26 protein-coding genes are annotated in these 25,811 nt (G+C 48.6%); 17 read left to right on the top strand and 9 right to left on the bottom strand.

Annotation, left to right across the window (positions count from 1 at the left end; translation table 11 throughout):
* Positions 1 to 133 precede the first annotated feature (133 nt).
* Complete coding sequence (gene hemB / locus ACOMG9_RS00975) at positions 134 to 1,132, top strand: porphobilinogen synthase (protein WP_494529653.1); 999 nt, start codon at positions 134 to 136, stop codon at positions 1,130 to 1,132.
* A 79-nt stretch (positions 1,133 to 1,211) separates the two neighbouring features.
* On the top strand, positions 1,212 to 3,428 hold the full coding sequence (ppk1, locus tag ACOMG9_RS00970) for a polyphosphate kinase 1 (RefSeq protein ID WP_494529652.1): 2,217 nt from the start codon (positions 1,212 to 1,214) through the stop codon (positions 3,426 to 3,428).
* A gap of 76 nt (positions 3,429 to 3,504) precedes the next feature.
* On the opposite strand, the gene ACOMG9_RS00965 is transcribed toward ppk1, so the two are convergent.
* Positions 3,505 to 4,305, bottom strand: coding sequence for a carbon-nitrogen hydrolase family protein (locus ACOMG9_RS00965; RefSeq protein WP_422139636.1), 801 nt, complete (start codon positions 4,303 to 4,305; stop codon positions 3,505 to 3,507).
* Between the two features lie 365 nt (positions 4,306 to 4,670).
* Between ACOMG9_RS00965 and ACOMG9_RS00960 the strand changes: the two genes are divergently transcribed.
* Both ACOMG9_RS00960 and ACOMG9_RS00955 read left to right on the top strand, forming a co-directional pair.
* Positions 4,671 to 5,444 (top strand): NRDE family protein, encoded by a 774-nt coding sequence (locus ACOMG9_RS00960; RefSeq protein ID WP_448215413.1) that lies wholly within the window; start codon positions 4,671 to 4,673, stop codon positions 5,442 to 5,444.
* A gap of 205 nt (positions 5,445 to 5,649) precedes the next feature.
* A complete protein-coding gene (locus ACOMG9_RS00955; protein ID WP_422136477.1) occupies positions 5,650 to 6,081 on the top strand; it encodes a DUF2541 family protein in 432 nt (143 codons plus the stop codon).
* A 382-nt stretch (positions 6,082 to 6,463) separates the two neighbouring features.
* Here the strand turns inward: ACOMG9_RS00955 and ACOMG9_RS00950 are convergent, their stop codons facing one another.
* From ACOMG9_RS00950 to rppH, 5 genes are all read right to left on the bottom strand, one after another.
* Positions 6,464 to 7,477 (bottom strand): IS110 family RNA-guided transposase, encoded by a 1,014-nt coding sequence (locus ACOMG9_RS00950; RefSeq protein WP_448215063.1) that lies wholly within the window; start codon positions 7,475 to 7,477, stop codon positions 6,464 to 6,466.
* A gap of 655 nt (positions 7,478 to 8,132) precedes the next feature.
* Positions 8,133 to 9,146, bottom strand: coding sequence for an IS110 family RNA-guided transposase (locus ACOMG9_RS00945; RefSeq protein WP_448215063.1), 1,014 nt, complete (start codon positions 9,144 to 9,146; stop codon positions 8,133 to 8,135).
* A 655-nt stretch (positions 9,147 to 9,801) separates the two neighbouring features.
* Positions 9,802 to 10,815 carry an IS110 family RNA-guided transposase gene (locus ACOMG9_RS00940; protein WP_448215063.1) on the bottom strand — a complete coding sequence of 338 codons (1,014 nt, stop codon included), beginning with the start codon at positions 10,813 to 10,815 and terminating at the stop codon, positions 9,802 to 9,804.
* A 303-nt stretch (positions 10,816 to 11,118) separates the two neighbouring features.
* The gene (ptsP, locus tag ACOMG9_RS00935) at positions 11,119 to 13,392 is read right to left on the bottom strand and encodes a phosphoenolpyruvate--protein phosphotransferase (RefSeq protein ID WP_448215412.1); all 2,274 of its coding nucleotides are present in this window, start codon (positions 13,390 to 13,392) and stop codon (positions 11,119 to 11,121) included.
* Positions 13,393 to 13,612: 220 nt separating this feature from the next.
* The gene (gene rppH / locus ACOMG9_RS00930) at positions 13,613 to 14,113 is read right to left on the bottom strand and encodes an RNA pyrophosphohydrolase (RefSeq protein ID WP_422136475.1); all 501 of its coding nucleotides are present in this window, start codon (positions 14,111 to 14,113) and stop codon (positions 13,613 to 13,615) included.
* A gap of 260 nt (positions 14,114 to 14,373) precedes the next feature.
* Between rppH and ACOMG9_RS00925 the strand changes: the two genes are divergently transcribed.
* The 3 genes from ACOMG9_RS00925 (at position 14,374) to ACOMG9_RS00915 (ending at position 17,046) form a co-directional block, all read left to right on the top strand.
* Positions 14,374 to 15,030, top strand: a complete 657-nt coding sequence (locus ACOMG9_RS00925; RefSeq protein ID WP_448215411.1) for a histidinol-phosphatase — start codon at positions 14,374 to 14,376, stop codon at positions 15,028 to 15,030.
* Positions 15,031 to 15,176: 146 nt separating this feature from the next.
* Complete coding sequence (locus ACOMG9_RS00920) at positions 15,177 to 15,935, top strand: tryptophan 2,3-dioxygenase family protein (protein WP_448215410.1); 759 nt, start codon at positions 15,177 to 15,179, stop codon at positions 15,933 to 15,935.
* The gene (locus tag ACOMG9_RS00915; RefSeq protein ID WP_448215409.1) at positions 15,925 to 17,046 is read left to right on the top strand and encodes an aminotransferase class V-fold PLP-dependent enzyme; all 1,122 of its coding nucleotides are present in this window, start codon (positions 15,925 to 15,927) and stop codon (positions 17,044 to 17,046) included. Before ACOMG9_RS00920 ends, ACOMG9_RS00915 begins: the two co-directional genes overlap by 11 nt.
* Here ACOMG9_RS00915 and ACOMG9_RS00910 read toward each other — a convergent pair whose 3' ends face one another.
* Entirely contained in the window at positions 17,047 to 18,240 is a 1,194-nt protein-coding gene (locus tag ACOMG9_RS00910) for a class I SAM-dependent rRNA methyltransferase (RefSeq protein WP_448215408.1), read from the bottom strand.
* Positions 18,241 to 18,573: 333 nt separating this feature from the next.
* On the opposite strand from ACOMG9_RS00910, the gene ACOMG9_RS00905 reads away from it, so the two are divergent.
* The 8 genes from ACOMG9_RS00905 to ACOMG9_RS00870 all read left to right on the top strand — a co-directional run bounded on the left by ACOMG9_RS00905 (position 18,574) and on the right by ACOMG9_RS00870 (position 23,894).
* Complete coding sequence (locus ACOMG9_RS00905; RefSeq protein ID WP_422136470.1) at positions 18,574 to 18,894, top strand: hypothetical protein; 321 nt, start codon at positions 18,574 to 18,576, stop codon at positions 18,892 to 18,894.
* A 143-nt stretch (positions 18,895 to 19,037) separates the two neighbouring features.
* The gene (locus tag ACOMG9_RS00900) at positions 19,038 to 19,850 is read left to right on the top strand and encodes a phytanoyl-CoA dioxygenase family protein (protein WP_448215407.1); all 813 of its coding nucleotides are present in this window, start codon (positions 19,038 to 19,040) and stop codon (positions 19,848 to 19,850) included.
* Between the two features lie 249 nt (positions 19,851 to 20,099).
* On the top strand, positions 20,100 to 21,680 hold the full coding sequence (locus tag ACOMG9_RS00895; protein ID WP_448215406.1) for a hypothetical protein: 1,581 nt from the start codon (positions 20,100 to 20,102) through the stop codon (positions 21,678 to 21,680).
* Between the two features lie 242 nt (positions 21,681 to 21,922).
* Positions 21,923 to 22,273: a hypothetical protein gene (locus ACOMG9_RS00890; protein ID WP_448215405.1), complete on the top strand. Its 351-nt coding sequence runs from the start codon at positions 21,923 to 21,925 to the stop codon at positions 22,271 to 22,273.
* A 14-nt stretch (positions 22,274 to 22,287) separates the two neighbouring features.
* Positions 22,288 to 22,494 (top strand): hypothetical protein, encoded by a 207-nt coding sequence (locus ACOMG9_RS00885; RefSeq protein WP_448215404.1) that lies wholly within the window; start codon positions 22,288 to 22,290, stop codon positions 22,492 to 22,494.
* Between the two features lie 141 nt (positions 22,495 to 22,635).
* Positions 22,636 to 22,815 carry a hypothetical protein gene (locus tag ACOMG9_RS00880; RefSeq protein ID WP_494529651.1) on the top strand — a complete coding sequence of 60 codons (180 nt, stop codon included), beginning with the start codon at positions 22,636 to 22,638 and terminating at the stop codon, positions 22,813 to 22,815.
* Positions 22,816 to 23,250: 435 nt separating this feature from the next.
* Entirely contained in the window at positions 23,251 to 23,490 is a 240-nt protein-coding gene (locus ACOMG9_RS00875; protein WP_448215402.1) for a DUF6364 family protein, read from the top strand.
* Positions 23,487 to 23,894 (top strand): PIN domain-containing protein, encoded by a 408-nt coding sequence (locus tag ACOMG9_RS00870; RefSeq protein ID WP_448215401.1) that lies wholly within the window; start codon positions 23,487 to 23,489, stop codon positions 23,892 to 23,894. Before ACOMG9_RS00875 ends, ACOMG9_RS00870 begins: the two co-directional genes overlap by 4 nt.
* On the opposite strand, the gene ACOMG9_RS00865 is transcribed toward ACOMG9_RS00870, so the two are convergent.
* Complete coding sequence (locus ACOMG9_RS00865; RefSeq protein ID WP_448215400.1) at positions 23,880 to 24,557, bottom strand: N-acetylmuramoyl-L-alanine amidase; 678 nt, start codon at positions 24,555 to 24,557, stop codon at positions 23,880 to 23,882. The two genes, ACOMG9_RS00870 and ACOMG9_RS00865, sit on opposite strands and share 15 nt — an antisense overlap.
* A gap of 138 nt (positions 24,558 to 24,695) precedes the next feature.
* Entirely contained in the window at positions 24,696 to 25,007 is a 312-nt protein-coding gene (gene fliT, locus ACOMG9_RS00860) for a flagellar protein FliT (protein WP_448215399.1), read from the bottom strand.
* Between the two features lie 175 nt (positions 25,008 to 25,182).
* Here fliT and ACOMG9_RS00855 point away from each other — a divergent pair, with 175 nt between their 5' ends.
* Together ACOMG9_RS00855 and fliO are read left to right on the top strand one after the other, a co-directional pair.
* A complete protein-coding gene (locus ACOMG9_RS00855) occupies positions 25,183 to 25,344 on the top strand; it encodes a hypothetical protein (protein WP_448215398.1) in 162 nt (53 codons plus the stop codon).
* Positions 25,341 to 25,805: a flagellar biosynthetic protein FliO gene (fliO, locus tag ACOMG9_RS00850; protein WP_422136460.1), complete on the top strand. Its 465-nt coding sequence runs from the start codon at positions 25,341 to 25,343 to the stop codon at positions 25,803 to 25,805. Before ACOMG9_RS00855 ends, fliO begins: the two co-directional genes overlap by 4 nt.
* Positions 25,806 to 25,811 lie beyond the last annotated feature (6 nt).

Raw genomic sequence — 25,811 nt, 5'->3', positions numbered from 1 at the left:
TGTCAGACTATACGTTAGCTACACCCATAAGGTTTCACACGTCATGAACCGGACATTTCGCTCTATCCCCTCATAACGAACAGGGTTGACGAGCGAAACAAATACTTTTAACCACCCTCTTCAGAGTGTAATTATGATCCAGCGACCCTTCCCGGCAAGCCGTCCCAGACGCATGCGTTTTGACGATTTTTCCCGCCGTCTGATGAGAGAAAACCGCCTCACTGCGGATGATCTGATCTACCCGGTATTCATTCTTGAAGGCTCTCGTCACCGGGAAGCTATTCCTTCAATGCCGGGCATAGAACGAATGACGGTCGATGAGCTGATTCGTGAAGGTGAAGAGCTTCTGGAGCTGGGTATTCCGGCCATTGCCCTGTTTCCAGTCACACCGGCTGAGAAAAAGTCTGATGATGCCGCCGAAGCCTGGAATCCGGAAGGCCTGGTTCAGCGGGCCGTTCGTGAGTTAAAACAAAAACTGCCGGAGCTGGGCATTATTACTGATGTGGCCCTGGACCCATTCACCAGTCATGGACTGGACGGTCTGATTGATGAATCAGGTTATGTCGTAAACGACCCGACCGTTGATGTCCTGGTTAAACAAGCTCTGTCTCATGCCGAAGCAGGAGCTGATATTGTCGCACCCTCCGACATGATGGATGGCCGAATTTCTGCCATTCGCACCCGACTCGAAGAGACCGGTCACCTGAACACCCGGATTCTCGCCTACTCTGCCAAATACGCATCCAGCTACTACGGCCCATTTCGCGATGCTGTGGGCTCTGCGGGCAATCTGGGCAAAAGCAACAAGCATAACTTCCAGATGGATGTAGCCAATATTGATGAAGCTCTGCATGAGATCGCAGCTGACCTCAATGAAGGAGCCGACATGATTATGGTTAAACCCGGTATGCCTTATCTGGATGTTGTCAGAAGAGCCAAGGATGAATTCAAGGCACCCACCTTTGTTTACCAGGTCAGTGGCGAGTACGCCATGCATCAGGCGGCCATTGCCAACGGCTGGCTGGACCGAAATGCCATCATGATGGAGTCTCTGCTCTGTTTCAAACGAGCCGGAGCCGATGCCATTCTGACCTACTATGCCAGAGAAGCGGCTTGCCTGATCAGGCAATAACGCCTTAGCACTCAACTCAGTCATCAAAACGTCGTACAATTACGTTATAACAAGAGCCCATTGTCAGTCCGGCTTATACATGAATTCGTATACTGCCACTACCGATGCTGTAAGAGGTCCCATGGATAATTCAAAAGACCGGGAACTCCCTGAACCCGGAGTCAGCACAAAAGAGAGCCAGGAGCCTGTTGCTCCAACGCCTCGTATTACAGACCTTAGCAACCCGGACTACTACATCAACAGGGAGCTGAGCCATTTACAGTTCAACCGCCGTGTGCTTGAGCAGGCGATGAACGACGACCACCCCCTGATTGAACGTCTGCGGTTTCTGTTGATTTATAGCTCAAACATGGATGAGTTTTTTGAAATCCGAGTTGCCGGCCTGATGCAGCAAGTAGAGTTTGCCCGTGAACAAGTGGGTTTGGATGGCCTGGGTCCTCAGGCGGTGCTGAAAGAGATCAGCCATCAGGCCAAGCAAAATGTTCAGCTTCAATACGAAATCCTGAACGACAAACTGCTGCCTCGTCTGGCCAGGCAAGGCATTCGATTTATTCGGCGTCATCAGCTGAACGACAAACAGAAAGCCTGGATCAAGCGCTTCTTCTATAACGAAGTCATGCCCATCATCAGTCCCATTGGACTGGATCCGGCTCACCCCTTCCCGAGACTGGCCAACAAACTGCTCTGCTTTATTGTGGCAATGGAAGGCAAAGACGCATTTGGCCGTGAAACGGGTATGGCTGTTATTCCTGCGCCAAGATCGTTACCTCGGGTCGTTGAACTGCCCGATGACGTCTGTGACAAGGGCGGTAGAAATTATGTCTTTCTGTCATCTATCATCCACTTGCATATGCAGGACCTGTTCCCGGGTATGACCATCAAAGGGTGTTACCAGTTCCGATTGACCCGAAACAGTGATCTGGACCTTGAAGACGAAGTAGAAGATCTGGCCAAGGCCCTGCAGGGTGAGTTGCTCTCCCGCCGCTACGGAGAGGCAGTGCGCCTTGAAGTGGTCGATAACTGCCCAGAGCCACTGGTTGACTTCCTGCTGAAAGAATTTGGCCTGACGGAGGATGAGCTCTACCGGGTCAATGGTCCGGTGAACCTGATCCGAATGATGTCGGTATGCAACGAGGCATCACCCGAGTTTGAGCACATGACCTTCCCCAGCTTTACACCCAGTTACCCCAAGGCGTTGCAAGCCCGAAGCTCACGGTCTGTTAATATGCTGGATGCCATTCGCAAGTCCGATATTCTGCTGCATCATCCCTTCGAGTCCTTCACTCCGGTTGTAGATATGCTGCGCCAGGCGGCTACTGATCCTAATGTTCTGGCAATACGTCAGACGTTATATCGTACCGGAGCTCGCTCCGAGATGGTCGATGCTCTTGTGGAAGCGGCCAGGAAAGGTAAAGAAGTCACGGTTATCGTGGAAATCCGGGCACGTTTTGACGAAGAAGAAAATCTGGCACTGGCAAGAAGACTTCAGGAAGCCGGAGCGGTTGTCGTGTATGGAGTGGTTGCCTACAAAACCCACGCCAAACTGATTCTGATTGTTCGTCGGGAAGGAAAAAAGATTCAGCGTTACGCACACCTGGGTACCGGAAACTATCACGCGGGTAACGCACGACTCTATACCGACTATAGCTTGCTGACCTGCGACAAGGATATCACCAACGATGTTCGCAAAATCTTTCAACAGCTGACGGGGATGGGTAAAGCGGTGCGCGTGCGTAAGCTTTTCCATGCGCCCTTCACACTCAAGAAAAGCCTGATCGAACTGATCAATCAGGAAGCCGTTAATGCCAGAGAAGGTAAACCGGCTCGTGTGATCATCAAGGTAAACTCACTGACTGAAAGCCATTTGATAAAGGCTCTTTTCCGGGCTTCACAGGCCGGTGTCGAGATTCACCTGATCATTCGGGGTATTTGCTGCCTGAGGCCCGGTATTGCCGGATTGTCAGAAAATATTCAGGTGCGCTCTATTGTCGGCCGTTTTCTTGAACACACCCGGGTTTTCTACTTTGAGAACGATGGGAAATTCAGAGTCTACTGCTCCAGTGCTGATGGTATGGTTCGTAATCTGGATATGCGCGTTGAGACCTGCTTTCCCATTGAAGAGCCGAAGCTGGCTGCACGAGTGAAGAAAGAGCTGGAACTGTATCTGTCAGATAATACCCTTAGCTGGCAACTACAAAGTGATGGTCAGTATCTGCAGAACAAGCCATCACGGGGCCATCGTCGCAGGAATGCCCAGAGAAGGTTGCTGGAAACACTTGCAAACTACACTCACTGATTTGCAGAGAGGGATTCAGGACAAAGTTGATTTTTTGCCTGAATCCATCGACCGCACAATTACAGGAACAGTTCTTTCACAGTACGCGATGTTCAAAACAAGGCATTTGCTTTCTGATCTCCTGCAGTGCTTTTATGTTCAGCTCGGTGGTCAGTACACAGGGAGTGTTATCGGCCTCTGCAAGCACTTCACCCCAGGGCGAAACAATCATGCTGTGTCCCCAGGTTTCTCTCTTGTTGGGATGAGTCCCGCCCTGGTTAGCCGCCAGAACATAGCAATGGTTCTCGATAGCGCGGGCTCTTAATAACGGCTCCCAGTGGGCCTGACCAGTCACCCTGGTAAATGCGGAAGGTACAGTAATGATTTCTGACTCCCTGACTCTCAGTTCTCGATAGAGCTCTGGAAAACGAACGTCATAGCAGATGGTCAGGCCTGTTCTGGCAAATTCCATATCCACTACATTCAGATCATTCCCCGGCGAATAGTCATCGGATTCCCTGTAACGGCGAGTGCCGTCCGATATATCGGCATTAAAGAGATGGATCTTGTCGTAGCGGGTGACTTCATTACCCTTGGGGTCATAAACAAAGCAGGACGCCCTGCTGTTCTCTCCTTCATTGACGACACAGGGTATAGACCCCCCTACCAGCCAGGCCCCGAATTGTCGGGCAATGCGGGACATCCAGTTTCTGACCACGCTGGTATTGTTGCCCAGAGCGGGAATATCCCCCCCCAACTGAGCAAAACATTCAGGCAGCACAATTATGTCAGCTGAAGACTCCATGCTTGAAAAAAGATCTTCTGCCTGCTTAAGATTGGCTTGAACATCAGGTCCGGAACACATCTGGACCACAGCAGCGGTTACCGCTTTACTCATAGGCTTTCCCCTCTGCCATAGGTTAACCTCTCCAGTTTAATAGATCTGATAATACCAATCGAACTTTCTAACTCGCTATTGCGCTGAAGATTTGAGCCTTAATCCTGCGTTGGCGACCGTCGCCATAGCCAAGGCGCAAATCTCCATGCTCATCACGGGAGTTAAAGAGCACAATTGGTATTAGACCCGTCTCTCAAGAAGCCGATTTACACCAGCATTCAGATCAGATTGAGCAAAGTTTACTTTAGATAATGTTGTTACTTGTTAACCGAATCTCGTTTATTGTTATCGTCAGACAACATCCCGACTCGCAGCGGTTTGTTGAATTTCAGCAATGTTTATAAAAAAAGAGATGATCTCAATCTATGTGTCTGATTACCCTGCACTGGCAACCAGAGGCTCAGTACCCGCTGATTCTGGCCGCCAACCGCGATGAGTTCTATGAGCGGCCGGCAAGAACCATTCACTTCTGGGAAGACAATCCGGAGATTTTTGGTGGCCGGGATTTAGAAGCCGGAGGCAGCTGGCTGGCCCTGAGTCGCAAAGGCAGAATGGCCGCAGTCACCAACTATCGGGAATCGCCTGTTTACCCGGGAACCTTGTCCCGTGGTCACCTGGTAAGTGATTTTTTAAATAGTGATCTGTCACCCAAAGAATTCCTGAACCAGATTCATCTTAAAGCGGATCATTACTCCGGCTTTAACCTGTTGGCCGGTGATTCCAGCGGTCTTTACTACTACTCCAATCGTATGGGTCGTGTTGTTTCACTGAAGCCTGGCTTCCATGCACTTAGCAATCACCTCTTGAACAGCCCCTGGCCCAAGCTGGAGAAAGTCAGGCAGGGACTGGCGCTGCATGTCAAGCATCACCAGAAACCCGAACCTGAAGGCTTGATTTTTATGATGCACGACAGTTCAAAAGCGCCCGATGACCAACTTCCCGATACCGGTGTAAGCCAGGAGCAGGAAAAGTTTCTATCCAGCTGCTTTATGGCCAGTGAACATTATGGAACCCGAAACACCAGTGTCCTGATTCTCGACAAACAGGGTTCTCTCAGCTGGACCGAGCAAATCTATCTGCCCTACGGAGAAACTGGAAAAAAACTCCGGTTCTCAATGTCATTTCCAGTGTCATGGTAGCCAGCCACCTGATTGGTCGACCTAAAAAAAGACCACAAAGCAGCCAAAAGCAGCTAACTTTCATAGCATGTAGTTTGTCTCTATTCCTATTAGAAGGTCTGAAACATCGCTTTCAGCATCTTCCGAAAAGTGCACGTTTTCGCAGTCAATACGAAGTCACTGAACCCCGCACTAGAAATACGGGGTATCCTGTTGAGGTAAAACGATGAGATCACAAGCTCTGATCCGACTTTATCAGTCCCTGCTGGCCGCGCTGGTGCTGTTGTTCTCCATGACCCTGCAAGCCGCTGGAGGTTGGCAGCAAATTGGCGAAAAGCATATAATCCCTTCTCAAGACACGGCAACCATCAAAATATCTTCTGCAGACGAAGATACTTCCTACAAAACCATCAAATTTCATATCACTCAGGGCAGCTTGAAGATTCGTTCTGCCAAGGTGCACATGAGTGACGGACAAGTGATTGACCTGAGTGTCCAGAAGTTAGTGCTGCCAGGACTGGAAACACGCGGATTCCCGATTCCTGACCATGGCCGCTCTATTAAAAAAATTGTACTTTATATTCAGGCTCCCCTCGATCACTCATCCAATGTGGTGGTCTATGGAATCAAAGCTGACACTTCCGAGAAGAAATCCTAGCTCTGATACAAAGTTTCTGTCGTGTTATCCTTTTCAAAGCTCAGGATCTACTGTCAGCGACTCAGACCATGGAAGGTCTGCACTACTAGGAGCCTTATATGGTCCGCCCCGTTTTGCAAGAGCCTGTTTTGTTAATTAGCAAACAAAGATAACTGCAATCATATATACGGCCTATTCATGAGGTCTAACCCTCTGGCCCTGATGGGTATCCGCGCAACCTGGCCTTATCAGTCCGACGGCCTCAAGGGTCAAGGCTCCTATCAGGTTTCAGGTTGCCGGTTTTTACCTGTTTGCCATCAACTGTACATGCTCATCGCAATCTGCGGGGGGGTCCCCTTTGATTAAGCTTATGCTTTACTTTGCCGCTGCCGCCTTTACTTCATTATGCAGCCTTGTAAACTTCATTTCGGGTCATGATGACCCAGACAATCCGAGCCATTTTATTAGCCAGACCAACGGCGGCAACGTTGTGATTGCTGCGCTCATTAAGTTGGCTAACCCATTTTTTACAGCGGTCATCCTTATTTTTGAGGCAGTGGAGTACCGAACGTGCGCCGTGTATCAATAATGTGCGCAGGTATTTATCACCCCGTTTACTGATGCCCAGCAGGACTGACTTACCGCCTGTGGAATGCTGTCTTGGAACTAATCCCATCCATGCGGCAAGGTGTCGACCAGATTTAAAATACGTCGCATCACCAATGGCTGCCTTCAATGCTGTGGCAGTGATGGCTCCGATACCCGGCATAGTCATCATTCGACGACATTCGTCGTCGTTTTTTGCTAGCTCCTGAATTTTCTGGTCATACTGTTGAATACGCTTGTCAAGACTGGCCAACTCTTCTGATAAACCATGTAGCAGCTCACGAGTCAGCGAATGGAGTCCATTTTCAGCATCTTCCAGAATTCGTGGAAGCTGTGCACGAACTTTACCAATACCCTGGGCAACTACAATACCTTCTTCCAATAGTGACCCCCGGATCTGGTTAACCAGGGCAGTTCTCTGATCAACCGCTTGTTGACGATAGCGGTGCAGAAGTTGCCAGGCCTGCTGCTCTGATGTTTTAACAGGTACAAAACGCATGCTGGGCCGTGAAGCTGCTTCTGCAATCGCTTCAGCATCGTTGTAGTCATTTTTGTTGGTCTTGACATAAGGCTTGACAAATTGAGGTGAAATCAGCTTGACAGTATGCTCATAGTTCTTGAATAACCGAGCCAAATAGTGAGCACCACCACAAGCTTCCATAGCGATAATGCATGGCTCCAGATTTGCCACGTACTCTAGAAGGTTCTTCCTGGACGACTTCTTTCTGATGACTTTGCTACCCTGCTCATCAACACCAAACAGGTGAAAGTTGTTCTTGCCAATATCGATACCAAGTACTGAAATAGTCATGGGTGGTTCGCTCCGGTTAATCCTGTTTAAATGGTTAACTCCATTTTGGCTCATTTGAAGCCGTTTAGGAGGGGCGGACCATCCCATTAGACCGAGAATAGACTGCCCTACGCGGCAACTGCTCCTGCGTTGCTCTAGCTCCTGCATCCATGCAGTCGTGCGGCGGCAGCAAATTGGTCTGAAAATCCGCTTTTGTTCGTCAAATAGCTCGCTATTCTCCTTACAAAACCGAATTTTCATCCTCAATTTTCTGCCGTCCTCGCTACGGGGTCGCCTAGACGGGCGCTATTCTCGGTCAGGCTCCTAGCTGGAGAAGCGCTTGCTTTTGATACCCATGACTTTACCAAGTCCCTCACGACAAAGAGCCTTATATGGTCCGCCCCGTTTTGCAAGAGCCTGTTTTGTTAATTAGCAAACAAAGATAACTGCAATCATATATACGGCCTATTCATGAGGTCTAACCCTCTGGCCCTGATGGGTATCCGCGCAACCTGGCCTTATCAGTCCGACGGCCTCAAGGGTCAAGGCTCCTATCAGGTTTCAGGTTGCCGGTTTTTACCTGTTTGCCATCAACTGTACATGCTCATCGCAATCTGCGGGGGGGTCCCCTTTGATTAAGCTTATGCTTTACTTTGCCGCTGCCGCCTTTACTTCATTATGCAGCCTTGTAAACTTCATTTCGGGTCATGATGACCCAGACAATCCGAGCCATTTTATTAGCCAGACCAACGGCGGCAACGTTGTGATTGCTGCGCTCATTAAGTTGGCTAACCCATTTTTTACAGCGGTCATCCTTATTTTTGAGGCAGTGGAGTACCGAACGTGCGCCGTGTATCAATAATGTGCGCAGGTATTTATCACCCCGTTTACTGATGCCCAGCAGGACTGACTTACCGCCTGTGGAATGCTGTCTTGGAACTAATCCCATCCATGCGGCAAGGTGTCGACCAGATTTAAAATACGTCGCATCACCAATGGCTGCCTTCAATGCTGTGGCAGTGATGGCTCCGATACCCGGCATAGTCATCATTCGACGACATTCGTCGTCGTTTTTTGCTAGCTCCTGAATTTTCTGGTCATACTGTTGAATACGCTTGTCAAGACTGGCCAACTCTTCTGATAAACCATGTAGCAGCTCACGAGTCAGCGAATGGAGTCCATTTTCAGCATCTTCCAGAATTCGTGGAAGCTGTGCACGAACTTTACCAATACCCTGGGCAACTACAATACCTTCTTCCAATAGTGACCCCCGGATCTGGTTAACCAGGGCAGTTCTCTGATCAACCGCTTGTTGACGATAGCGGTGCAGAAGTTGCCAGGCCTGCTGCTCTGATGTTTTAACAGGTACAAAACGCATGCTGGGCCGTGAAGCTGCTTCTGCAATCGCTTCAGCATCGTTGTAGTCATTTTTGTTGGTCTTGACATAAGGCTTGACAAATTGAGGTGAAATCAGCTTGACAGTATGCTCATAGTTCTTGAATAACCGAGCCAAATAGTGAGCACCACCACAAGCTTCCATAGCGATAATGCATGGCTCCAGATTTGCCACGTACTCTAGAAGGTTCTTCCTGGACGACTTCTTTCTGATGACTTTGCTACCCTGCTCATCAACACCAAACAGGTGAAAGTTGTTCTTGCCAATATCGATACCAAGTACTGAAATAGTCATGGGTGGTTCGCTCCGGTTAATCCTGTTTAAATGGTTAACTCCATTTTGGCTCATTTGAAGCCGTTTAGGAGGGGCGGACCATCCCATTAGACCGAGAATAGACTGCCCTACGCGGCAACTGCTCCTGCGTTGCTCTAGCTCCTGCATCCATGCAGTCGTGCGGCGGCAGCAAATTGGTCTGAAAATCCGCTTTTGTTCGTCAAATAGCTCGCTATTCTCCTTACAAAACCGAATTTTCATCCTCAATTTTCTGCCGTCCTCGCTACGGGGTCGCCTAGACGGGCGCTATTCTCGGTCAGGCTCCTAGCTGGAGAAGCGCTTGCTTTTGATACCCATGACTTTACCAAGTCCCTCACGACAAAGAGCCTTATATGGTCCGCCCCGTTTTGCAAGAGCCTGTTTTGTTAATTAGCAAACAAAGATAACTGCAATCATATATACGGCCTATTCATGAGGTCTAACCCTCTGGCCCTGATGGGTATCCGCGCAACCTGGCCTTATCAGTCCGACGGCCTCAAGGGTCAAGGCTCCTATCAGGTTTCAGGTTGCCGGTTTTTACCTGTTTGCCATCAACTGTACATGCTCATCGCAATCTGCGGGGGGGTCCCCTTTGATTAAGCTTATGCTTTACTTTGCCGCTGCCGCCTTTACTTCATTATGCAGCCTTGTAAACTTCATTTCGGGTCATGATGACCCAGACAATCCGAGCCATTTTATTAGCCAGACCAACGGCGGCAACGTTGTGATTGCTGCGCTCATTAAGTTGGCTAACCCATTTTTTACAGCGGTCATCCTTATTTTTGAGGCAGTGGAGTACCGAACGTGCGCCGTGTATCAATAATGTGCGCAGGTATTTATCACCCCGTTTACTGATGCCCAGCAGGACTGACTTACCGCCTGTGGAATGCTGTCTTGGAACTAATCCCATCCATGCGGCAAGGTGTCGACCAGATTTAAAATACGTCGCATCACCAATGGCTGCCTTCAATGCTGTGGCAGTGATGGCTCCGATACCCGGCATAGTCATCATTCGACGACATTCGTCGTCGTTTTTTGCTAGCTCCTGAATTTTCTGGTCATACTGTTGAATACGCTTGTCAAGACTGGCCAACTCTTCTGATAAACCATGTAGCAGCTCACGAGTCAGCGAATGGAGTCCATTTTCAGCATCTTCCAGAATTCGTGGAAGCTGTGCACGAACTTTACCAATACCCTGGGCAACTACAATACCTTCTTCCAATAGTGACCCCCGGATCTGGTTAACCAGGGCAGTTCTCTGATCAACCGCTTGTTGACGATAGCGGTGCAGAAGTTGCCAGGCCTGCTGCTCTGATGTTTTAACAGGTACAAAACGCATGCTGGGCCGTGAAGCTGCTTCTGCAATCGCTTCAGCATCGTTGTAGTCATTTTTGTTGGTCTTGACATAAGGCTTGACAAATTGAGGTGAAATCAGCTTGACAGTATGCTCATAGTTCTTGAATAACCGAGCCAAATAGTGAGCACCACCACAAGCTTCCATAGCGATAATGCATGGCTCCAGATTTGCCACGTACTCTAGAAGGTTCTTCCTGGACGACTTCTTTCTGATGACTTTGCTACCCTGCTCATCAACACCAAACAGGTGAAAGTTGTTCTTGCCAATATCGATACCAAGTACTGAAATAGTCATGGGTGGTTCGCTCCGGTTAATCCTGTTTAAATGGTTAACTCCATTTTGGCTCATTTGAAGCCGTTTAGGAGGGGCGGACCATCCCATTAGACCGAGAATAGACTGCCCTACGCGGCAACTGCTCCTGCGTTGCTCTAGCTCCTGCATCCATGCAGTCGTGCGGCGGCAGCAAATTGGTCTGAAAATCCGCTTTTGTTCGTCAAATAGCTCGCTATTCTCCTTACAAAACCGAATTTTCATCCTCAATTTTCTGCCGTCCTCGCTACGGGGTCGCCTAGACGGGCGCTATTCTCGGTCAGGCTCCTAGCTGGAGAAGCGCTTGCTTTTGATACCCATGACTTTACCAAGTCCCTCACGACAAAGAGCCAACTCCAGCGAACTCCTGATCAAATGAGAATTGTCCAGCATCATCACGTCATCAAGAATCTCTCTGGCTCTTTCCAGAGTGATTTTCCTGAGCGCCCATTTCACCTTGAGCAAGTTGGTGGCACTCATGGAAAGCATGTCAAACCCCATGGCCATAAGAAGAACAGAAGCGACTGGATCACCGGCCATTTCACCACAAATACCGACGGTTCGGCCTTCTTTATGACAATCTTCGACCACTTTTCGAAGCGCCTGCAAAACAGCCGGATGGAAAGAGTGATATAAGTCAGCCACCCTGGGATTATTTCGATCCACTGCCAGAAGATATTGCGTGAGATCATTAGAACCGATCGACATGAAGTCTACACTCTGCGCCAGTTCACGGACCTGATAGACCGCAGCAGGAACCTCAATCATAACTCCGACGGGAGGCATCACAACCGATAAACCTTCAGCTGACACTTCGCCATGCGCTCTGTGGATAAGATGCAGTGCATCTTCTACTTCATAAACACTGGTCACCATTGGCAACATGATTCGAAGATTATCCAGTCCAACACTGGCTTTAAGCATCGCCCGGATTTGAACCAGAAATATTTCCGGATGATCCAGGGTTACACGGATACCTCGCCACCCCAGGAAGGGGTTGTCTTCCTGAATGGGAAAGTAAGACAGAGCCTTGTCCCCGCCCACATCCAGCGTACGCATGGTGACTGGTCTGGGGGCAAAGGCTTCAAGCTGCTGACGATAAATTTTTTCCTGCTCTGCTTCACTGGGGAATCGTTCCTTGAGCATAAAAGGAACTTCGGTACGATAAAGACCCACACCTTCTGCTCCACGATCCAGTGAACGAACCGTGTCAGTCATAAGACCGGTATTAACCCACAGTGGTAAACGGTGATTGTCCGGGGTAACACAGGGCAGGTCACTGATTGCTTCAAGCCCTTCGCTGAATTCTTTTTCTTCTTCGACAACGGCCTGATAGTGTTCCAGCAGTTCTCTGGAAGGCGAGGCATAAACCAGCCCAAGGTTGCCATCGACAATCAGTTGCTTGCTGGACATCTTGTGATAGGGCAGATCGACTGCCCCCATTACAGTGGGAATGCCCAGAGCCCTGGCCAGAATAGCCGCGTGGGAATTGCTCGAACCCCGTATAGAGACAAGACCCGCGAGCTTCTCCTGGGGAACATCTGCCAGCATACTGGCCGTCAGTTCTTCACTAATCAGTATGGTTTGATCGGGGTAGGTTATGCATTCATGATCGTGTTGCTGGATACTGGCAAGAACCCGACGACCCAAGTCTTTTACATCAACCGCACGCTCACGCATGTATGGATCGTCCATCATTTCAAAAGTACGTACGTGCTCGTCTATTACCTGCCTGAGCGCTCCCGGTGCCCAGTTACCCTGCTTCACCCGGTTCCTGATTTCCAACCCCAGAGCATTGTCGTCCAGCATCCGAAGATAGACATCAAATAATGCTTGCTCTTCTGCCGGCAGATGGCCAGAAAGTTTTTCGGCTGTGGCCTTCATTTCCGAACGAACCGACTCCAGAGCCAGATCCAGAGAGTCCAGTTCTCTTTTGATGTCGTGACAGGTACGATCAGGAACGGCCCCCAAATCCGCCACCGGAGAAGCGACAACGGCTTCACCAATGGAAACACCGCTCGCGCCAGGCGTCCCCTGAAAGCGAGCTGTCTTGCGGGTATTGACCGTAACATGCAGGGAACCTGTGGCCTCAGCATGGGCAATGACACCTGCAAGCTGGGCAGACATGGTGACCAGAAAAGCCTCTTCATGCTCGTCAAACCGGCGTTGTTCTTTTTGTTGAACCACCAGCACACCCAGAATCATCCGATGATGAATGATGGGAACCCCAAGAAAAGCATGAAACTTTTCTTCACCGGTTTCTTTAATGTAACGATATTTAGGATGAGAGGAAGCTGCTTTCAGATTAATGGGCTCTTCTCTGAGACCGACCTGACCGATAAGACCTTCAGACTGGAATAAACGAGCGACACCGACAGCCTTTTTATTGAGGCCCTCTGTCGCCATAAGCGTATAGGTAGCCTGTTCAGCATCGTAGAGATAGACTGAGCAGACTTCGGTATTCATCGCATCCCGAACCCGCCGCACGATAATATTTAGCGCAGCCTGCAAATCCGAGGCGGCACTGACTTCCTGTACAATCGTACGCAGGGTGTTCAGCATGGTGACTTAGTCCAGTCTGCTTATCTGTCTCCTGTGTCTGCTATCTAAAAATAACAGACGCCCGTCTCTGTTGTTTACCATGAAATGGTTTCTGTGTGATGACTGTCAGAAACAGGCTTTCATCACGCAAGTGCAAGGATAGCACCTCAGTGAATATTATCTGTGCCTTTCAGGCTGATGTCAGCATTGGCAACAGTCTCAGTGTCAAAAGTCATGACAATTACACATTGTTAGCTTGATTAGCTTGCAGGCGTCCTATTCGGGGAACCAGCTCGCGCAAAGCACGGCGATAGACCTCCCTTTTAAATGAAACGACCTGCCCCAGGGGATACCAGTAGCTGACCCATCGCCAGCCATCAAACTCCGGTGATCCCGTATGATCCACACTAACCCGGTCATCACTGCTTAGCAGCTCCAGCAAAAACCATTTCTGTTTCTGCCCAATGCAAAGCGGATGCTGATCCCTTCGAACCAGTCTTCTGGGCAGGCGATAACGCAGCCAGCCACGAGTGCACGCCAGAACGTTTACGTCGTCCGGCTGAAGCCCAATTTCTTCATACAGCTCGCGATACATGGCATCTTCGGGGGTTTCATCATCGTTTATGCCCCCCTGGGGAAACTGCCATGCTTCCTGTCTGATTCGCCTGGCCCACAGGACCTGTCCGTGATGATTAGCGAGGATTATGCCCACATTGGGCCTGAATCCATCTGTGTCAATCACGTAAGCGACTACCTTAAACTATCTATTGCTTTGCATTGTTTCATAAACCGCTGCACAACGGCAATCAAGATCTTTGCAATCAGGATGCCACTTTTGATAATTAATCAATTATTACTCTTCAAAACTGTGACAAGAGTATTAACATGAGAAACAATTTCTCGCCGTTTTCGCTTTCCTAAGAAATCATGAACAGCCTCTCAGAAGATTTTCATAGTACAATCAGCAAACATTTATAGCAGCGCAGTCTGGCAGGAGGATTTGTGGCTCTGGCAATCTTTGATCTTGATAACACCCTGATAGCCGGTGACAGTGACTATCTCTGGGGACAATTCATGTCCCATGAAGGCATGGTGGATGCAGCCAGCTTTCATGATGGCAATGAATATTTCTATCGTCAGTATGAAGCGGGTACGTTGGTACTTAGCGAATACCTCGATTTTTGCCTTGAACCACTGACCCGTTACACTCTGGACGAACTTAAAGTCCGACATGACCAGTTCATGGAACAGACCATTCGCCCCATCATGCTGGAAAAAGCTGCGAACCTCCTGAAAAAACACCGCCAACAGGGTGATCACCTGATGATCATAACCGCCACCAGCCGATTTGTTACCGAGCCCATTGCCAAAGCCTTTGATGTCGATACGCTACTGGCCATTGAGCTTGAGATTACAGATAACCGCTATACAGGCAAAGTGGTCGGCACACCGACTTTTCAGGAGGGAAAGGTGATCCGCCTTAAGCAATGGTTGCAGGAAAATCCGGCATATTCTCTGGAAGGCAGTTACTTCTACAGTGATTCAAAAAATGACCTGCCCTTGCTGGGTCAGGTAGATCACCCGTTCGCGGTTGATCCTGACCCTGAATTGACCACAGTTGCTCATGAGAAAGGATGGCCCGTCATCAGCCTCAGATAAATCTGTTTTACTCTTTAAGAACCGTCCGTTTCTGTGCTTTATTTATGAGGTACCAGCGAATTCTCTATTCATTGCTGGCACCTCCATTGCAGCAGATTGGCCTTACCCGGACCTCTGCTCACAATCATCAAAAAAGCGGAGAAACAATGGACAGATCCCACTTCTACGCATTAATGGAAGGTGAAGGTAAGCTGGACTACGAGGTCTATCTCAATACCTCACAGATTCTGAAAGCCCAGAAGCCCATGGCTGATCTTTGTAATAAAGATGAACTGATGTTTCAGGTCGTTCACCAGATCGAAGAACTCTGGATGAAACTGATCGGTTACTCACTTCTGGACATCGATGATTACATTCAAGAAACCAATACTCACCGAATCATCAGCCTGTTCCAGAGAGTACAGCAAACACTTACCCTGATGACCAGCCAGCTGCGTCTGCTGGAAAGCATGTCGCCAAAAGAATATCAGGAAATCCGGTTGCAACTGGGTAATGGCAGCGGGCAGGAATCCCCCGGATTCAGAACCTTGCTGAAAATGCCCCCCTTCCTCTGGGCGAGTTATCAAAAACATTACCTCGAACAGAAAGGGCTGACGGTAGAAAAAATCTATAACTCACAATACAGTCACTGCGAATCCTATGTTGTGGCAGAAGCCCTCACCGAATTTGATGAACAGTTTCAGGCTTTCCGTATTCATCATCTTAAGCTGATTTACAGAACCATAGGCATAGGTGCGAAATCTTTAAAAGGCCGCTCTGTCGAACTTCTGCAAAAAGGCATTCAACAGCGTTTTTTCCCCGAGCTCTGGGATATCCGTGGCGCAATGACCGATGCCTGGGGCGGAGAATACGGCGTAAAAAGAGACGCCCTGGGCAACAAGAAAAATGCCGCAAATGACAACTGATATTCAAGCGCTTTTCCATCGGCCCGAACAAGGTGTCTATCTTCTGAATCACTCGGTTGGCTGCCTGCCCGGTTCCGCCAGCGATGCCTTTCAGAGTCATTTCCTGGAACCCTGGAAGCAGCAGGGCAGCCACGCATGGAGACAATGGCTCGAAAACCTGACCCGGTTCAATGCTGCGCTGGGCAGTCTGCTGAACGGTAAAACCCAACAGTTCTGCCCGCAGACCAACCTGTCCAGTGCACTGACCAAAATAGTGGGTTCGCTGCCACCGGCTCCTGCTGGCCAGCATATTCTGATGTCAGAACGAGACTTTCCTTCCATGGGGTTTGTGATCCAGACCCTGTGTAAACGTTTTGGACTGAAGCCCCGTTTCATACCCCATGAAACCGACCTTACAGACCTGAACCGCTGGGATGGCATGCTGTCCGACGATGTCTGGCTGGCTTTTATCACTCACGTTCAGTCCAATGACAGTCTGCGCTTGCCTGTAACCGAGATCACAGAACTGAGCAAAAAGAAGTCGATTATTTCTGTCGTGGATATCGCCCAGTCAGCCGGAGTTGTCCCCATTGACCTTAATACCTGGCAAGCCGATTTCGTCATCGGTTCCAGTGTTAAATGGTTGTGTGGCGGTCCTGGCAGCGGCTATCTCTGGGCCAGTGATGACATCATCGAATACTGTCAGCCCATGGATGTCGGCTGGTTCTCTCATCAGAACCCCATGGCGTTTGATATTCATCACTTTGACTATGCGGCTGACGCAGGGCGTTTTATGGGAGGAACCCCTTCCATTATGCCTTTTACTGTCTCCGCAGAGAGTATCCGGACTCTGGATCGTATCGGTACGGAGAATATTTTTCAGCATAACCAGAAGTTGATTAATCATATTATTGCTCAGATTAATCAGGGAGAGATTCGTTCACCAATACAGGAAAACTGTCGAGGAGGCACTCTGGCCATCTCATTCAAGGATAACCAGAAAGCGATGCAAGCCATGGATCATGCTGGCATATTCTGCGATCAAAGATCCGAAGGTCTGCGTTTTTCACCTCATATTTATAATACGGAAGAAGACGCAGACCAACTGGTTCAGGTCATTAACCGGCTCTGATCAGGCCCGGGTCACTCGGACAATAATGGCCTTGATGTATTCTGTCTCCGGTATGGCAGGCAGAACGGGATGATCGGGGCCCTGATGACCCTGCTCGATAATTTGCAAATTACGGTCAATATGGCGGCTGCCCGCTCTCAGGGCATCGAACAGTGAATCTTTCTGAAGATGCATGGAGCAGGAACAGGACACCAGAATGCCATCCTTTTCCAGCAACCTCATGGCCAGCTCATTAATCCGGCGATAGGCCTGTTCACCCGCTTTGGTGTCCTTGCGTTTCTTGATAAAGGCCGGTGGATCAACAATCACAACATCGAACTTTTCACCTTCATTCCTGAGAGCTTTCAGGACTGTGAAAGCATCCCCCCGGATAGACTCAACACGATCCCCAAGGCCGTTAAGCCCGGCATTTTCATGGACCAGCTCCACCGCCTGCTCAGAAGCATCAACACAAGTCACCTGACTCGCACCAAAGGCCGCGCATTGAACGCCCCAGCCACCGACATAACTGAAAACATCCAGTACTTTCTTACCGCTGACGTAGTGACGCAGACGCTCGCGGTTCAGGCGATGATCGTAGAACCAGCCTGTTTTCTGGCCTTTAATGACCGGCGCCCTGAAGGTTACACCGTTCTCTTCCAGCTCCACTTTTTCCGGCACTTCGCCATAAGCGACTTCTACATACTCAGGCAGCTTTTCCAGCTGGCGGCCAGTTCCATCATTTTTCAAAAGAATGCCTGAAGGCCTGATCACCTTGACCAGAGCATCAACAATGTCATCCTTGACCGCTTCCATACCGGCAGTGGACATCTGAGCAACAACAATATCGCCAAAACGATCAACCACCAGTCCCGGCAAACCATCGCTGTCGCCAAAGACCAGACGGTAGAAAGGTTTGTCGAATACTCTCTCCCTGAGACTCAAGGCTACCTGAATACGATGCACCAGCAGTGAACGATCCAGGACATATTTGCTGTCTCGACTGACCAGCCGGGCACAGATCAGACTATTCGGGTTGATATAACCTGTCCCCAGAGGTTTACCTTCAGCACTTTCGATATTGATCAATTCCCCTGTTTTGAAATCTCTCAGGGGAGAAGTCCGGGTATCGACTTCGTTGCTGTAGATCCAGAGGTGGCCAGCTTTCAATCGACGATCAGCTCGATTCTTCAGGCGGAGAGTTTTTAACGTCATGGAGTTACTACCAGAGCGGCAAGGAGGAAACAGGAAAAGAGCCATTATAAGGGTTCAGGGCGCTTCGGTCATGCCGGGATGTTTATCACTCTGTGCTGACCCTTATCAGTGATTGACCTACCAGTGCTTTTCGACACCTGAAAAAAAGAGGCTCTCGTTAAGTGTTTTTCCCTGAAAAAACACTAAAAAGCTAACCAACATTCTGGTAAGTCGCAAAAAATCGACAGACATACGAATTGGTTACAAGATAATCCGTCTTTACTCTGCAAGTTATTAACTTGCCTGGAGCCTGACGGGTCATAAGTCCGGCGGACTCCTTTAGGAGTAATGACTATGAGAGCGCGTCTTCAAGAGAGTCTGGCTGAAATGCTTCTGGGATTTAATGACCTGGAAGATCTTGAGCAGATTATGTCTCTGGTAGAATCTGCCAATAAAGGGTCAGCCTCCGGTGCCAATCACTTTGTCGAGAATGCCGGCCAGGCTATTCAACCACACGATTTGAAAAACTTCCTTCGTCTCTATCCGATGGCGCAGGCCATGGTGGCCATGGTTCGCCATTATGAACTCAACAAAGAAACCGATACCCTCAAGATCGTTCTAGAATCCCTGCTGGAAGGTTTGGAAGAAAGAGAAGCCGACGAAACAATCCACTGAAAAGAGTCTCAAAGGCTGCTTATTCAGCTCAGGGCTGCTTATTCAGCTCAGGGCTGTTTATCTGGCTCAGGGCTGTTTATTCAGTTCAGGACTGTTTATTCTGAAAGAAAAGAATACCTGAACTGAATCAGTGAGGCATAAGCATGTTGACTCTGTCAAAGGAAAACAGGCGGCAACTCAGCGAGAACGGTTATACAGTCATTCCTGATGCCATCCCCCTGGCCCTGTGTGATGACGCAATTGATTTGATCACACAATTTCTTGATATTGACCTAGGCGAACCGGAAAGCTGGTACAAAAAAGACCTGGGTTACAACGGACTTGTTCCCGTTCATCAGCACCAGAGCCTCTGGAATATAAGACAACATCCCAATATTCACACACTCTTCTCGCAGTTCCTCGGCACTGAAAAACTCTGGGTTCGAATGGATAGACTGTCTTTCAAGCCCCCCTCTCTTGAGCCCGAAGCAGATCAGCTAAAACGTCACATCCATCTCGACTTTCCGGCTGAAAAACTGACATCGTTGCGCTTGCAGGGCATTCTCTATCTGACCGACACCAAAAAAGACCAGGGGGCATTCTGCTGTGTGCCCAGCCTTTTCAAAAAAGATGAGGTTCTTAAGCACCGTGAAAGTCTCTGGTTCTCTGAAGAGGAACTGAGTCAATATCCGATAGAACCTATAGAAGGCGAGGCCGGTTCACTGATTATCTGGGACTCAGGACTCCCCCATTCTGGCATGCTGAATGTTTCGGACAGACCCAGACTGGCCGTCTACATCTCTATGTTTCCGGCAGGCCTGGAAGAAACGGCTGAAGAGCGCATACAACTCTGGCAGGAAAAAAGAGCACCAGAAAAGTGGCGGGGCCTAAACTATCAACAAGATCCGGAACCGGGAGAGCCCGCCCGGCTCACTGAGCTGGGTAAAAAACTGTTGGGGCTGGAGGAATATAACTGACACCCTCTGAACGACCCGGCTTTCAGGTGGCTAAGCATAAACGCAAGGTCTAGCAGCCTGTCGGACTTAAGACTGTCCTACTGCGGTTGCAATAAATTGGTCTAAAAATCCCTGTTTCTTCGTCAAATAGCTCGCTATTCTCCTCAGAAACAGAGATTTTTATCCTCAATTTCTTGCAATCCTCGCTACGGACGCTTAAGTCCGACAGGCTGCTAGGCTTCTTATTCACTTTTCTATGGAATCCAGAATGTGAGTAGCCTGCAGCTTTATCTGACCCTGTTTGTCGCCCCGCTATTCTTGTTGCACGCTCTGTGTTTACAGGCTCAGTCGGCGGCTCAACCTGCCCCGGTATCGTGCGACTCCCTCAAAGGACAAACGCTTGGGGTTCAGCGGCGGCTAAAACAATATAGAGAGCTTGTTCGCGGACGACAGTGTCTTGTTCTCAATGCCAACCCGAAAGAATATTTAGATGAATTGATCCCTCAGGTTCCTGAAAATACGGTGATACTGCTCTCTTCCGACTTTGTTCATGCGACAGTTCACTACAAGATAAAAAGCGGAATAGTTTTGAAGAATGGTCAGAGCATTATTGGAGCCGCTGACGAAGGTTTTGAAATCATGATCATAGCCGACTCAGAGTATCGCAGTAGCCGCGAGTATATGGTCGAGGTAGGAACCACTAAGAACTTTCGGTTTAGAGAAATAGAAGACAGTCATATAAGTCACCTTACTTTCCAGCCAATTCTAAACACTGGCCGACCAATTAAAGACATTAACTACCACCCAATTAACGATATTATTCACGCAGCATGTTATAACCGTAGACTGATTGTAAAAGACAACATATTCCATCTTCCCAACCGGTCCGCAATTAATCTTGAGTGCAAAGAATCGCTGGATGCAACGGCCGATAGTAGTCGCCCTGGCCCGGGCCTGCAGTTTGCCAATAACACGGTCAGGGGTCGCATCATCAAGACCTGGTACCTGAACTATATGCCCGAAGATGGGGTATTTATAAATCTTCCTGCTATCAGGAACCAGTCACAGAGAATCACTGTTACTGATAATACATTCCTGAGCAGAATGGCAGAGGCGGGTGAATTTACTCTCGGGTCCGGAACCCATCTGGATATCTTCAGAAATACCGTAGACATTACCAATGATGGCTTTACTAATACACTTCGCGACGCTCGAGCCCAACGATCACCCCGGGTGGGAGGCTTTACTCTTATAGGTCATACCGATGCCAGTGCAGAGCCTCCTCTCTTTAGCCTGGCAGGCAATCACATCCGGGTAACTGCGCCCGCTATAAACGTCAGCCCCCCTCTTAAGCTGGCCCTGGCCTGTAACCAACTGCAAGCCACCAGTCCATGGCAACAACTGCAGCAACACTTCAGCCTGAAAGCTGATGATCCACGACGACTGGGAAGTAAGTGCAAAAAACCAGCAACTCCATCCATTAACATGCCAACGCCAGGTTCAACGGTTGCCATGCCATCGGCTGGCTCAAGCGTTTCCGTGCCAACAACCATTCCCTATACCATCAGCCAGATTCTAAATACCTGGACGGCCATTAACTCGTCTGCCACGGCCTGTGACGGACTGACCAACTTCGAAGGTCGTTTCTTCTTTGAATCAGCAGTCTGCCCGACAGTCGCTACGACCTCTGCTTTTATTACCGATAGGGCTTTTAGAAGCAACACGATATCTAATAACAGCTTGACCTCCACTTCATCTGGCAGCTTGGCCACCACTTCATCAGCGGATTCAAAAAGAATGACTTGGGGTTTAGGTTTTATAACCATTCTGGCCATATTGCTGGCTCTATAATTGGATGAGGCTCTGATATAAAACAAACTTGGCTCGTCCCAAGCTTTTAAAGGCAAGGTGACAGCGCACTTAAAAAAACTGCGTGCGTAGGACAGGGAGTATTTCCATAGAATTCTTCAGCATCTCGAAATGACGTATGCTTTTTAGCAAGTATCTCTTTGGTACACCTTGGTTTTCCCTCAACCATCGAATAAACTCCCGCATCGGCCTTAAATTACTGTATAAAAAGTACTTTACCAACCATGAAAACCCGCGACCTGCTCAAACTCCCAGACCTCAAACTGGCTCAGGCCATCAACACCATGAAAGGCAAAGAGTGCGAGAAGCACGCCAGAAACTACACCAGAATTCTGGGCGTAGAGTTTGATAAAGCGGTTATGCACGCCACTTACGCCGCCATGTTCAGTCAGAGTGACGAGCCAGTCGATCTGCGTACTTATAAAGCCATAGTGGATCTGGTGGACAGTGATACTGAATATGGCGAAAAGGAAGCAACAATTCTTACAGCACTGCTGTTAGCTCATATCAACCAAAAAATGAAACGGGTTCAATCCGTTGTTTCGCAAACACCTCCAACATTTCCCCTGTCTTAAGAAACTATGGGGAAATGGAAACCGAGGATGCTAATGCAGCTATCGGAGTCAACCAGCACCTTAAAAAAGAATACCTCAGCGATACGCTGCTGGATGAAGGCTATAAGTACCTAACCAGTTGGTTTCGCATATTCTGGACGGCGGCTTTTTCCATCCTTCTGCGTTCCAACTCTGGTTGCGTAGCTATGGCTACGCGCCCGTCGTTGCGCCTTGAAGGATGAAAAAATCCACTCGCCAGAATATGCGAAACCAACTGGCCAGGTACTTAAGGAGAAGATGCTCTCCTTTGAGGAACCTACCCGTTTTATCTTCTCCCACTCTGCCCTGCGGGAAGGTTGGGATAACCCCAATGCGTTTGTAATATGGAAGAGAATCGTTTAAGAGCGATTCAGCCTCTGCATTTTGACCGTACTGAGCCAGAAAAAATTATTGAGCACGGAAACCTCTGGATTGGCAAACTGAGCACTTTACAAGAGCTTAATGAGCTGCCGGAAGATATTCTGATTCCTGTAGAAAAGCCCGTGCATAAAGGCTTCCTGTAGAAAAGCCCGTGCATAAAGGCGATGTTCAATAAGCCTGGACAATGGTTCAAAACAGGTTAAAAGATTTTGGTGATATTGCTGATGCCAGCAATGAGACAGCAATAGAAAAATTTGCCAAAGGCTAGTTTTGATCGGCAATCTCACCCGTTTTCATGCCAACACCCGTTCCCTATTCCATCAGTCAGATTCTGAACACCTGAACGGCCATTAACTCCTCTGCCTGGGCCTGTGATGGACTGGCCAACTTAGAAGGTCGTTTCTTCTTTGAATCAGGAGTCTGCCGGACAGTCGCCAAGTCCTCTCCCGGGCTTGTTGAAGGAGGGTTATAGCGCAATTCAAAAAACTGCGTGTGTAGAGCATGGAGTATTTTGACAGAGTTTGTCAGCCTCTCAAAATGACGTATACTTTTTTGAAACAGTACGTCAAACAATCATTATGCATAAACTTACCTTACGAATGGAAGCCGAGCTTGTTGAGCAGGCTAAAGAATATGCTGCCAAGCATGGCAAGTCTTTGTCTCAACTGGTAGCTGATTATTTTAATGCACTACTCGCAGAATCTGATGCCACCAAAAAACTGCCCCCCCTGACACAAAGTCTCAGGGGTGTCATGGCGGATTCTGAAGTATCGAACGTGGAGGATTACAAAAAATACCTTGAGGATAAGTATCTGTGAACATTCTTGTCGACACCAATGTTATCCTGGACGTACTTCTTGAACGCTCTCCCTTTGTAGCCAGCTCTTCAGAAATTATGGGTAGGGTGGAAAGCGGGACTGTCAGCGGTTTGCTGTGTGCAACAACTGTTACGACTATTCATTACCTGGCCTGCAAGTCGATCGGCAAAAAACGGGGCCACGAAGCTATCAACAAATTATTGCAGATATACCAGATCGCTCCTGTCAATCAAAAGATACTTATGTTTGCTTTAGCCAGCTCTTTTAGAGATTACGAAGACAGTGTGCTTCATGCTTCTGCAATTCAGGCTGGCGCAGAAGCTATTATCACTCGTAATGCCAGAGACTTTACTCATTCTGATATACCCGTATTCACTCCCGATGAGCTTCTATTGCGATTGTGAACGAGACCCGGTCTCCTTCTGAATCAGTCTGACCGACGTTTCTGTTAACTCGTTAATACTTTGCCAGAAGAGCACTCGCTGCTCTCTATCGTCAGGTTCCAGTGGCTGAAGTTTTTTAAGCGAAGCCTGAAGCTCCTTCGGGCAAACTGATTCGCGAACGGGTCGGGGTTGGTCAGGATAGCTATCGCTAAAAAAACGATCCCAATCAAAGTAACAACCCGGATCAGCCTTTCCCCTGAAACCGGCTATCTGTTCATGGCCAAGAATCCGTTGTGGATCATTCAAACTCGGGTAGTGCTTCTGCAAGTGTTGAATCACATCTTTCAGAGCAGAATATTGTGCATCGGTGAAAGGGAAAACATTCCCATTGAAGTTAACCAACTCTATTCCAATGGCAAAATCGTTGAATGTTTCTTTTTCCTGCCAGCGGCTGACGCCTGCATGCCAGGCTCTGTGAGCCGTACCATTCAGGCAACTGACCAGCTCGTAGACGGTACCGTCCAGATCAATTACCAGGTGAGCTGAAACCTCACACCCCTTACTCGAGACGATGTCCAGCGTACCCTGGAGATCCACAGCCGTATAATGCAAGACCAGAAACTCTACTGGAATTTCCCGGTCATCAAAGTTAGGGCTGGGATGTGAAGTGAAACTTAGAACCATTAATTTGCCTGTAAAAAACCTGGAGTCCGTTGAATTTATAGACTAACCAGCCCACTGCTCTGAGATCAAGGGCGCATTTTAATTGAGCCATGGCTAGTTTTTCAAATGAATGTTTGAAGGATTCAGAACCGATCAACTTCATCTCTTGTTACTTTTCTGATAGCCCTCAATGGCTTCCTGACGACGTTTGCTGACCGCCAGCTGTTCCTGTACACGATCTCGTTCCAGCTGGCAGGCCAATATCATTTCCCGGTAGAGCGCTTGGAGCTCTTTGAGAAGCGCCTTCACCTCTTCGGAGGGGGCTGAGCCACTTTCCAGAGCTTCTTCAATTACCTGACGGGCTTCAGTATCCAGAGCTTCCAGCGTTGTCCAGTCCCGGTTACGGATAGCCTCCCCGAGATTAAAAATGGACTCCCGGAGTTTCCCTTTGATAATGTCAGGTTTTTTCATCGGTAACCTCTTTACCATCAGCGATGCCAGCCTGAACTTGAGTGTAGACAGTCATGCTAACGCCATCTGTCATGTGGATTATCCAGAACGATGATCACTCCCATTTATATCGTTGAGTTATTACTATTGTTTATCTTCGGCAGATTATTGGTCAACAAGACTTAATACAGTAGACATGACAGCATTACCCTTCAATGATGTGCCTGAACACAAAGCTGTACTGCTTTGGATTAAGCAGGCTCTCTCCTGGAATTTTCGCTTCATGCTTTCCCGTGAATATGATAAGAATGGAATGAAGGTGCGTGGACCATTCAAGCGCGAGCAGGAGGCTGCGTGAAAAAACTGTTTTTTTATCTGAAAAGTCTTTCTTTGCTCTCAGGATTTAAAAAATATCCTTATGGGCTCAATCTGCTTTTACTGTCCGGTTTTTCAGCGATTGCTTTTGCAGAAGTAACAACAGACAAGCCAGCCGACCTGAGTCTCACTCAGGTTATTGCGCCTCTGTTTTTTGTCATTGTGCTGATATTTGCCCTGGCCTGGATCGTAAAGAAATTGAACATAGGCACACCCGCCGTTGGCCAGGGAATAAAAGTAGTCTCAAGCGTTCCGGTTTCCAGCCAGGCCAGGGTCTGTCTGATTCGTATAGGCGAAAAAGATATATTGCTGGGAGTCACCAACCAGCAAGTCAATTTGATTCACAGGTTTGATGAATCCCCCCTGCCGCCTGATAACAGGCAAAACCAGCAGGATTTTGCCGTTCAGTTCAAAAACCTGCTAAAAGGTGGAAACTCAAAGTAAGCCGCT

Source organism: Endozoicomonas sp. PH6C (assembly GCF_059322965.1).
This window is presented reverse-complemented; position numbering and strand designations above follow the sequence as displayed.

What these genes read in the sequence shown, in the direction of transcription:
- hemB (WP_494529653.1), top strand. Translation starts at nt 134, where the DNA reads ATGATCCAGCGACCCTTCCCGGCAAGCCGTCCCAGACGCATGCGTTTT.
- ppk1 (WP_494529652.1), top strand. Translation starts at nt 1,212, where the DNA reads ATGAATTCGTATACTGCCACTACCGATGCTGTAAGAGGTCCCATGGAT.
- ACOMG9_RS00965 (WP_422139636.1), bottom strand. Translation starts at nt 4,305, where the DNA reads ATGAGTAAAGCGGTAACCGCTGCTGTGGTCCAGATGTGTTCCGGACCT.
- ACOMG9_RS00960 (WP_448215413.1), top strand. Translation starts at nt 4,671, where the DNA reads ATGTGTCTGATTACCCTGCACTGGCAACCAGAGGCTCAGTACCCGCTG.
- ACOMG9_RS00955 (WP_422136477.1), top strand. Translation starts at nt 5,650, where the DNA reads ATGAGATCACAAGCTCTGATCCGACTTTATCAGTCCCTGCTGGCCGCG.
- ACOMG9_RS00950 (WP_448215063.1), bottom strand. Translation starts at nt 7,477, where the DNA reads ATGACTATTTCAGTACTTGGTATCGATATTGGCAAGAACAACTTTCAC.
- ACOMG9_RS00945 (WP_448215063.1), bottom strand. Translation starts at nt 9,146, where the DNA reads ATGACTATTTCAGTACTTGGTATCGATATTGGCAAGAACAACTTTCAC.
- ACOMG9_RS00940 (WP_448215063.1), bottom strand. Translation starts at nt 10,815, where the DNA reads ATGACTATTTCAGTACTTGGTATCGATATTGGCAAGAACAACTTTCAC.
- ptsP (WP_448215412.1), bottom strand. Translation starts at nt 13,392, where the DNA reads ATGCTGAACACCCTGCGTACGATTGTACAGGAAGTCAGTGCCGCCTCG.
- ACOMG9_RS00920 (WP_448215410.1), top strand. Translation starts at nt 15,177, where the DNA reads ATGGACAGATCCCACTTCTACGCATTAATGGAAGGTGAAGGTAAGCTG.
- ACOMG9_RS00915 (WP_448215409.1), top strand. Translation starts at nt 15,925, where the DNA reads ATGACAACTGATATTCAAGCGCTTTTCCATCGGCCCGAACAAGGTGTC.
- ACOMG9_RS00910 (WP_448215408.1), bottom strand. Translation starts at nt 18,240, where the DNA reads ATGACGTTAAAAACTCTCCGCCTGAAGAATCGAGCTGATCGTCGATTG.
- ACOMG9_RS00905 (WP_422136470.1), top strand. Translation starts at nt 18,574, where the DNA reads ATGAGAGCGCGTCTTCAAGAGAGTCTGGCTGAAATGCTTCTGGGATTT.
- ACOMG9_RS00900 (WP_448215407.1), top strand. Translation starts at nt 19,038, where the DNA reads ATGTTGACTCTGTCAAAGGAAAACAGGCGGCAACTCAGCGAGAACGGT.
- ACOMG9_RS00890 (WP_448215405.1), top strand. Translation starts at nt 21,923, where the DNA reads ATGAAAACCCGCGACCTGCTCAAACTCCCAGACCTCAAACTGGCTCAG.
- ACOMG9_RS00885 (WP_448215404.1), top strand. Translation starts at nt 22,288, where the DNA reads ATGGAAACCGAGGATGCTAATGCAGCTATCGGAGTCAACCAGCACCTT.
- ACOMG9_RS00880 (WP_494529651.1), top strand. Translation starts at nt 22,636, where the DNA reads ATGGAAGAGAATCGTTTAAGAGCGATTCAGCCTCTGCATTTTGACCGT.
- ACOMG9_RS00875 (WP_448215402.1), top strand. Translation starts at nt 23,251, where the DNA reads ATGCATAAACTTACCTTACGAATGGAAGCCGAGCTTGTTGAGCAGGCT.
- ACOMG9_RS00865 (WP_448215400.1), bottom strand. Translation starts at nt 24,557, where the DNA reads ATGGTTCTAAGTTTCACTTCACATCCCAGCCCTAACTTTGATGACCGG.
- fliT (WP_448215399.1), bottom strand. Translation starts at nt 25,007, where the DNA reads ATGAAAAAACCTGACATTATCAAAGGGAAACTCCGGGAGTCCATTTTT.
- ACOMG9_RS00855 (WP_448215398.1), top strand. Translation starts at nt 25,183, where the DNA reads ATGACAGCATTACCCTTCAATGATGTGCCTGAACACAAAGCTGTACTG.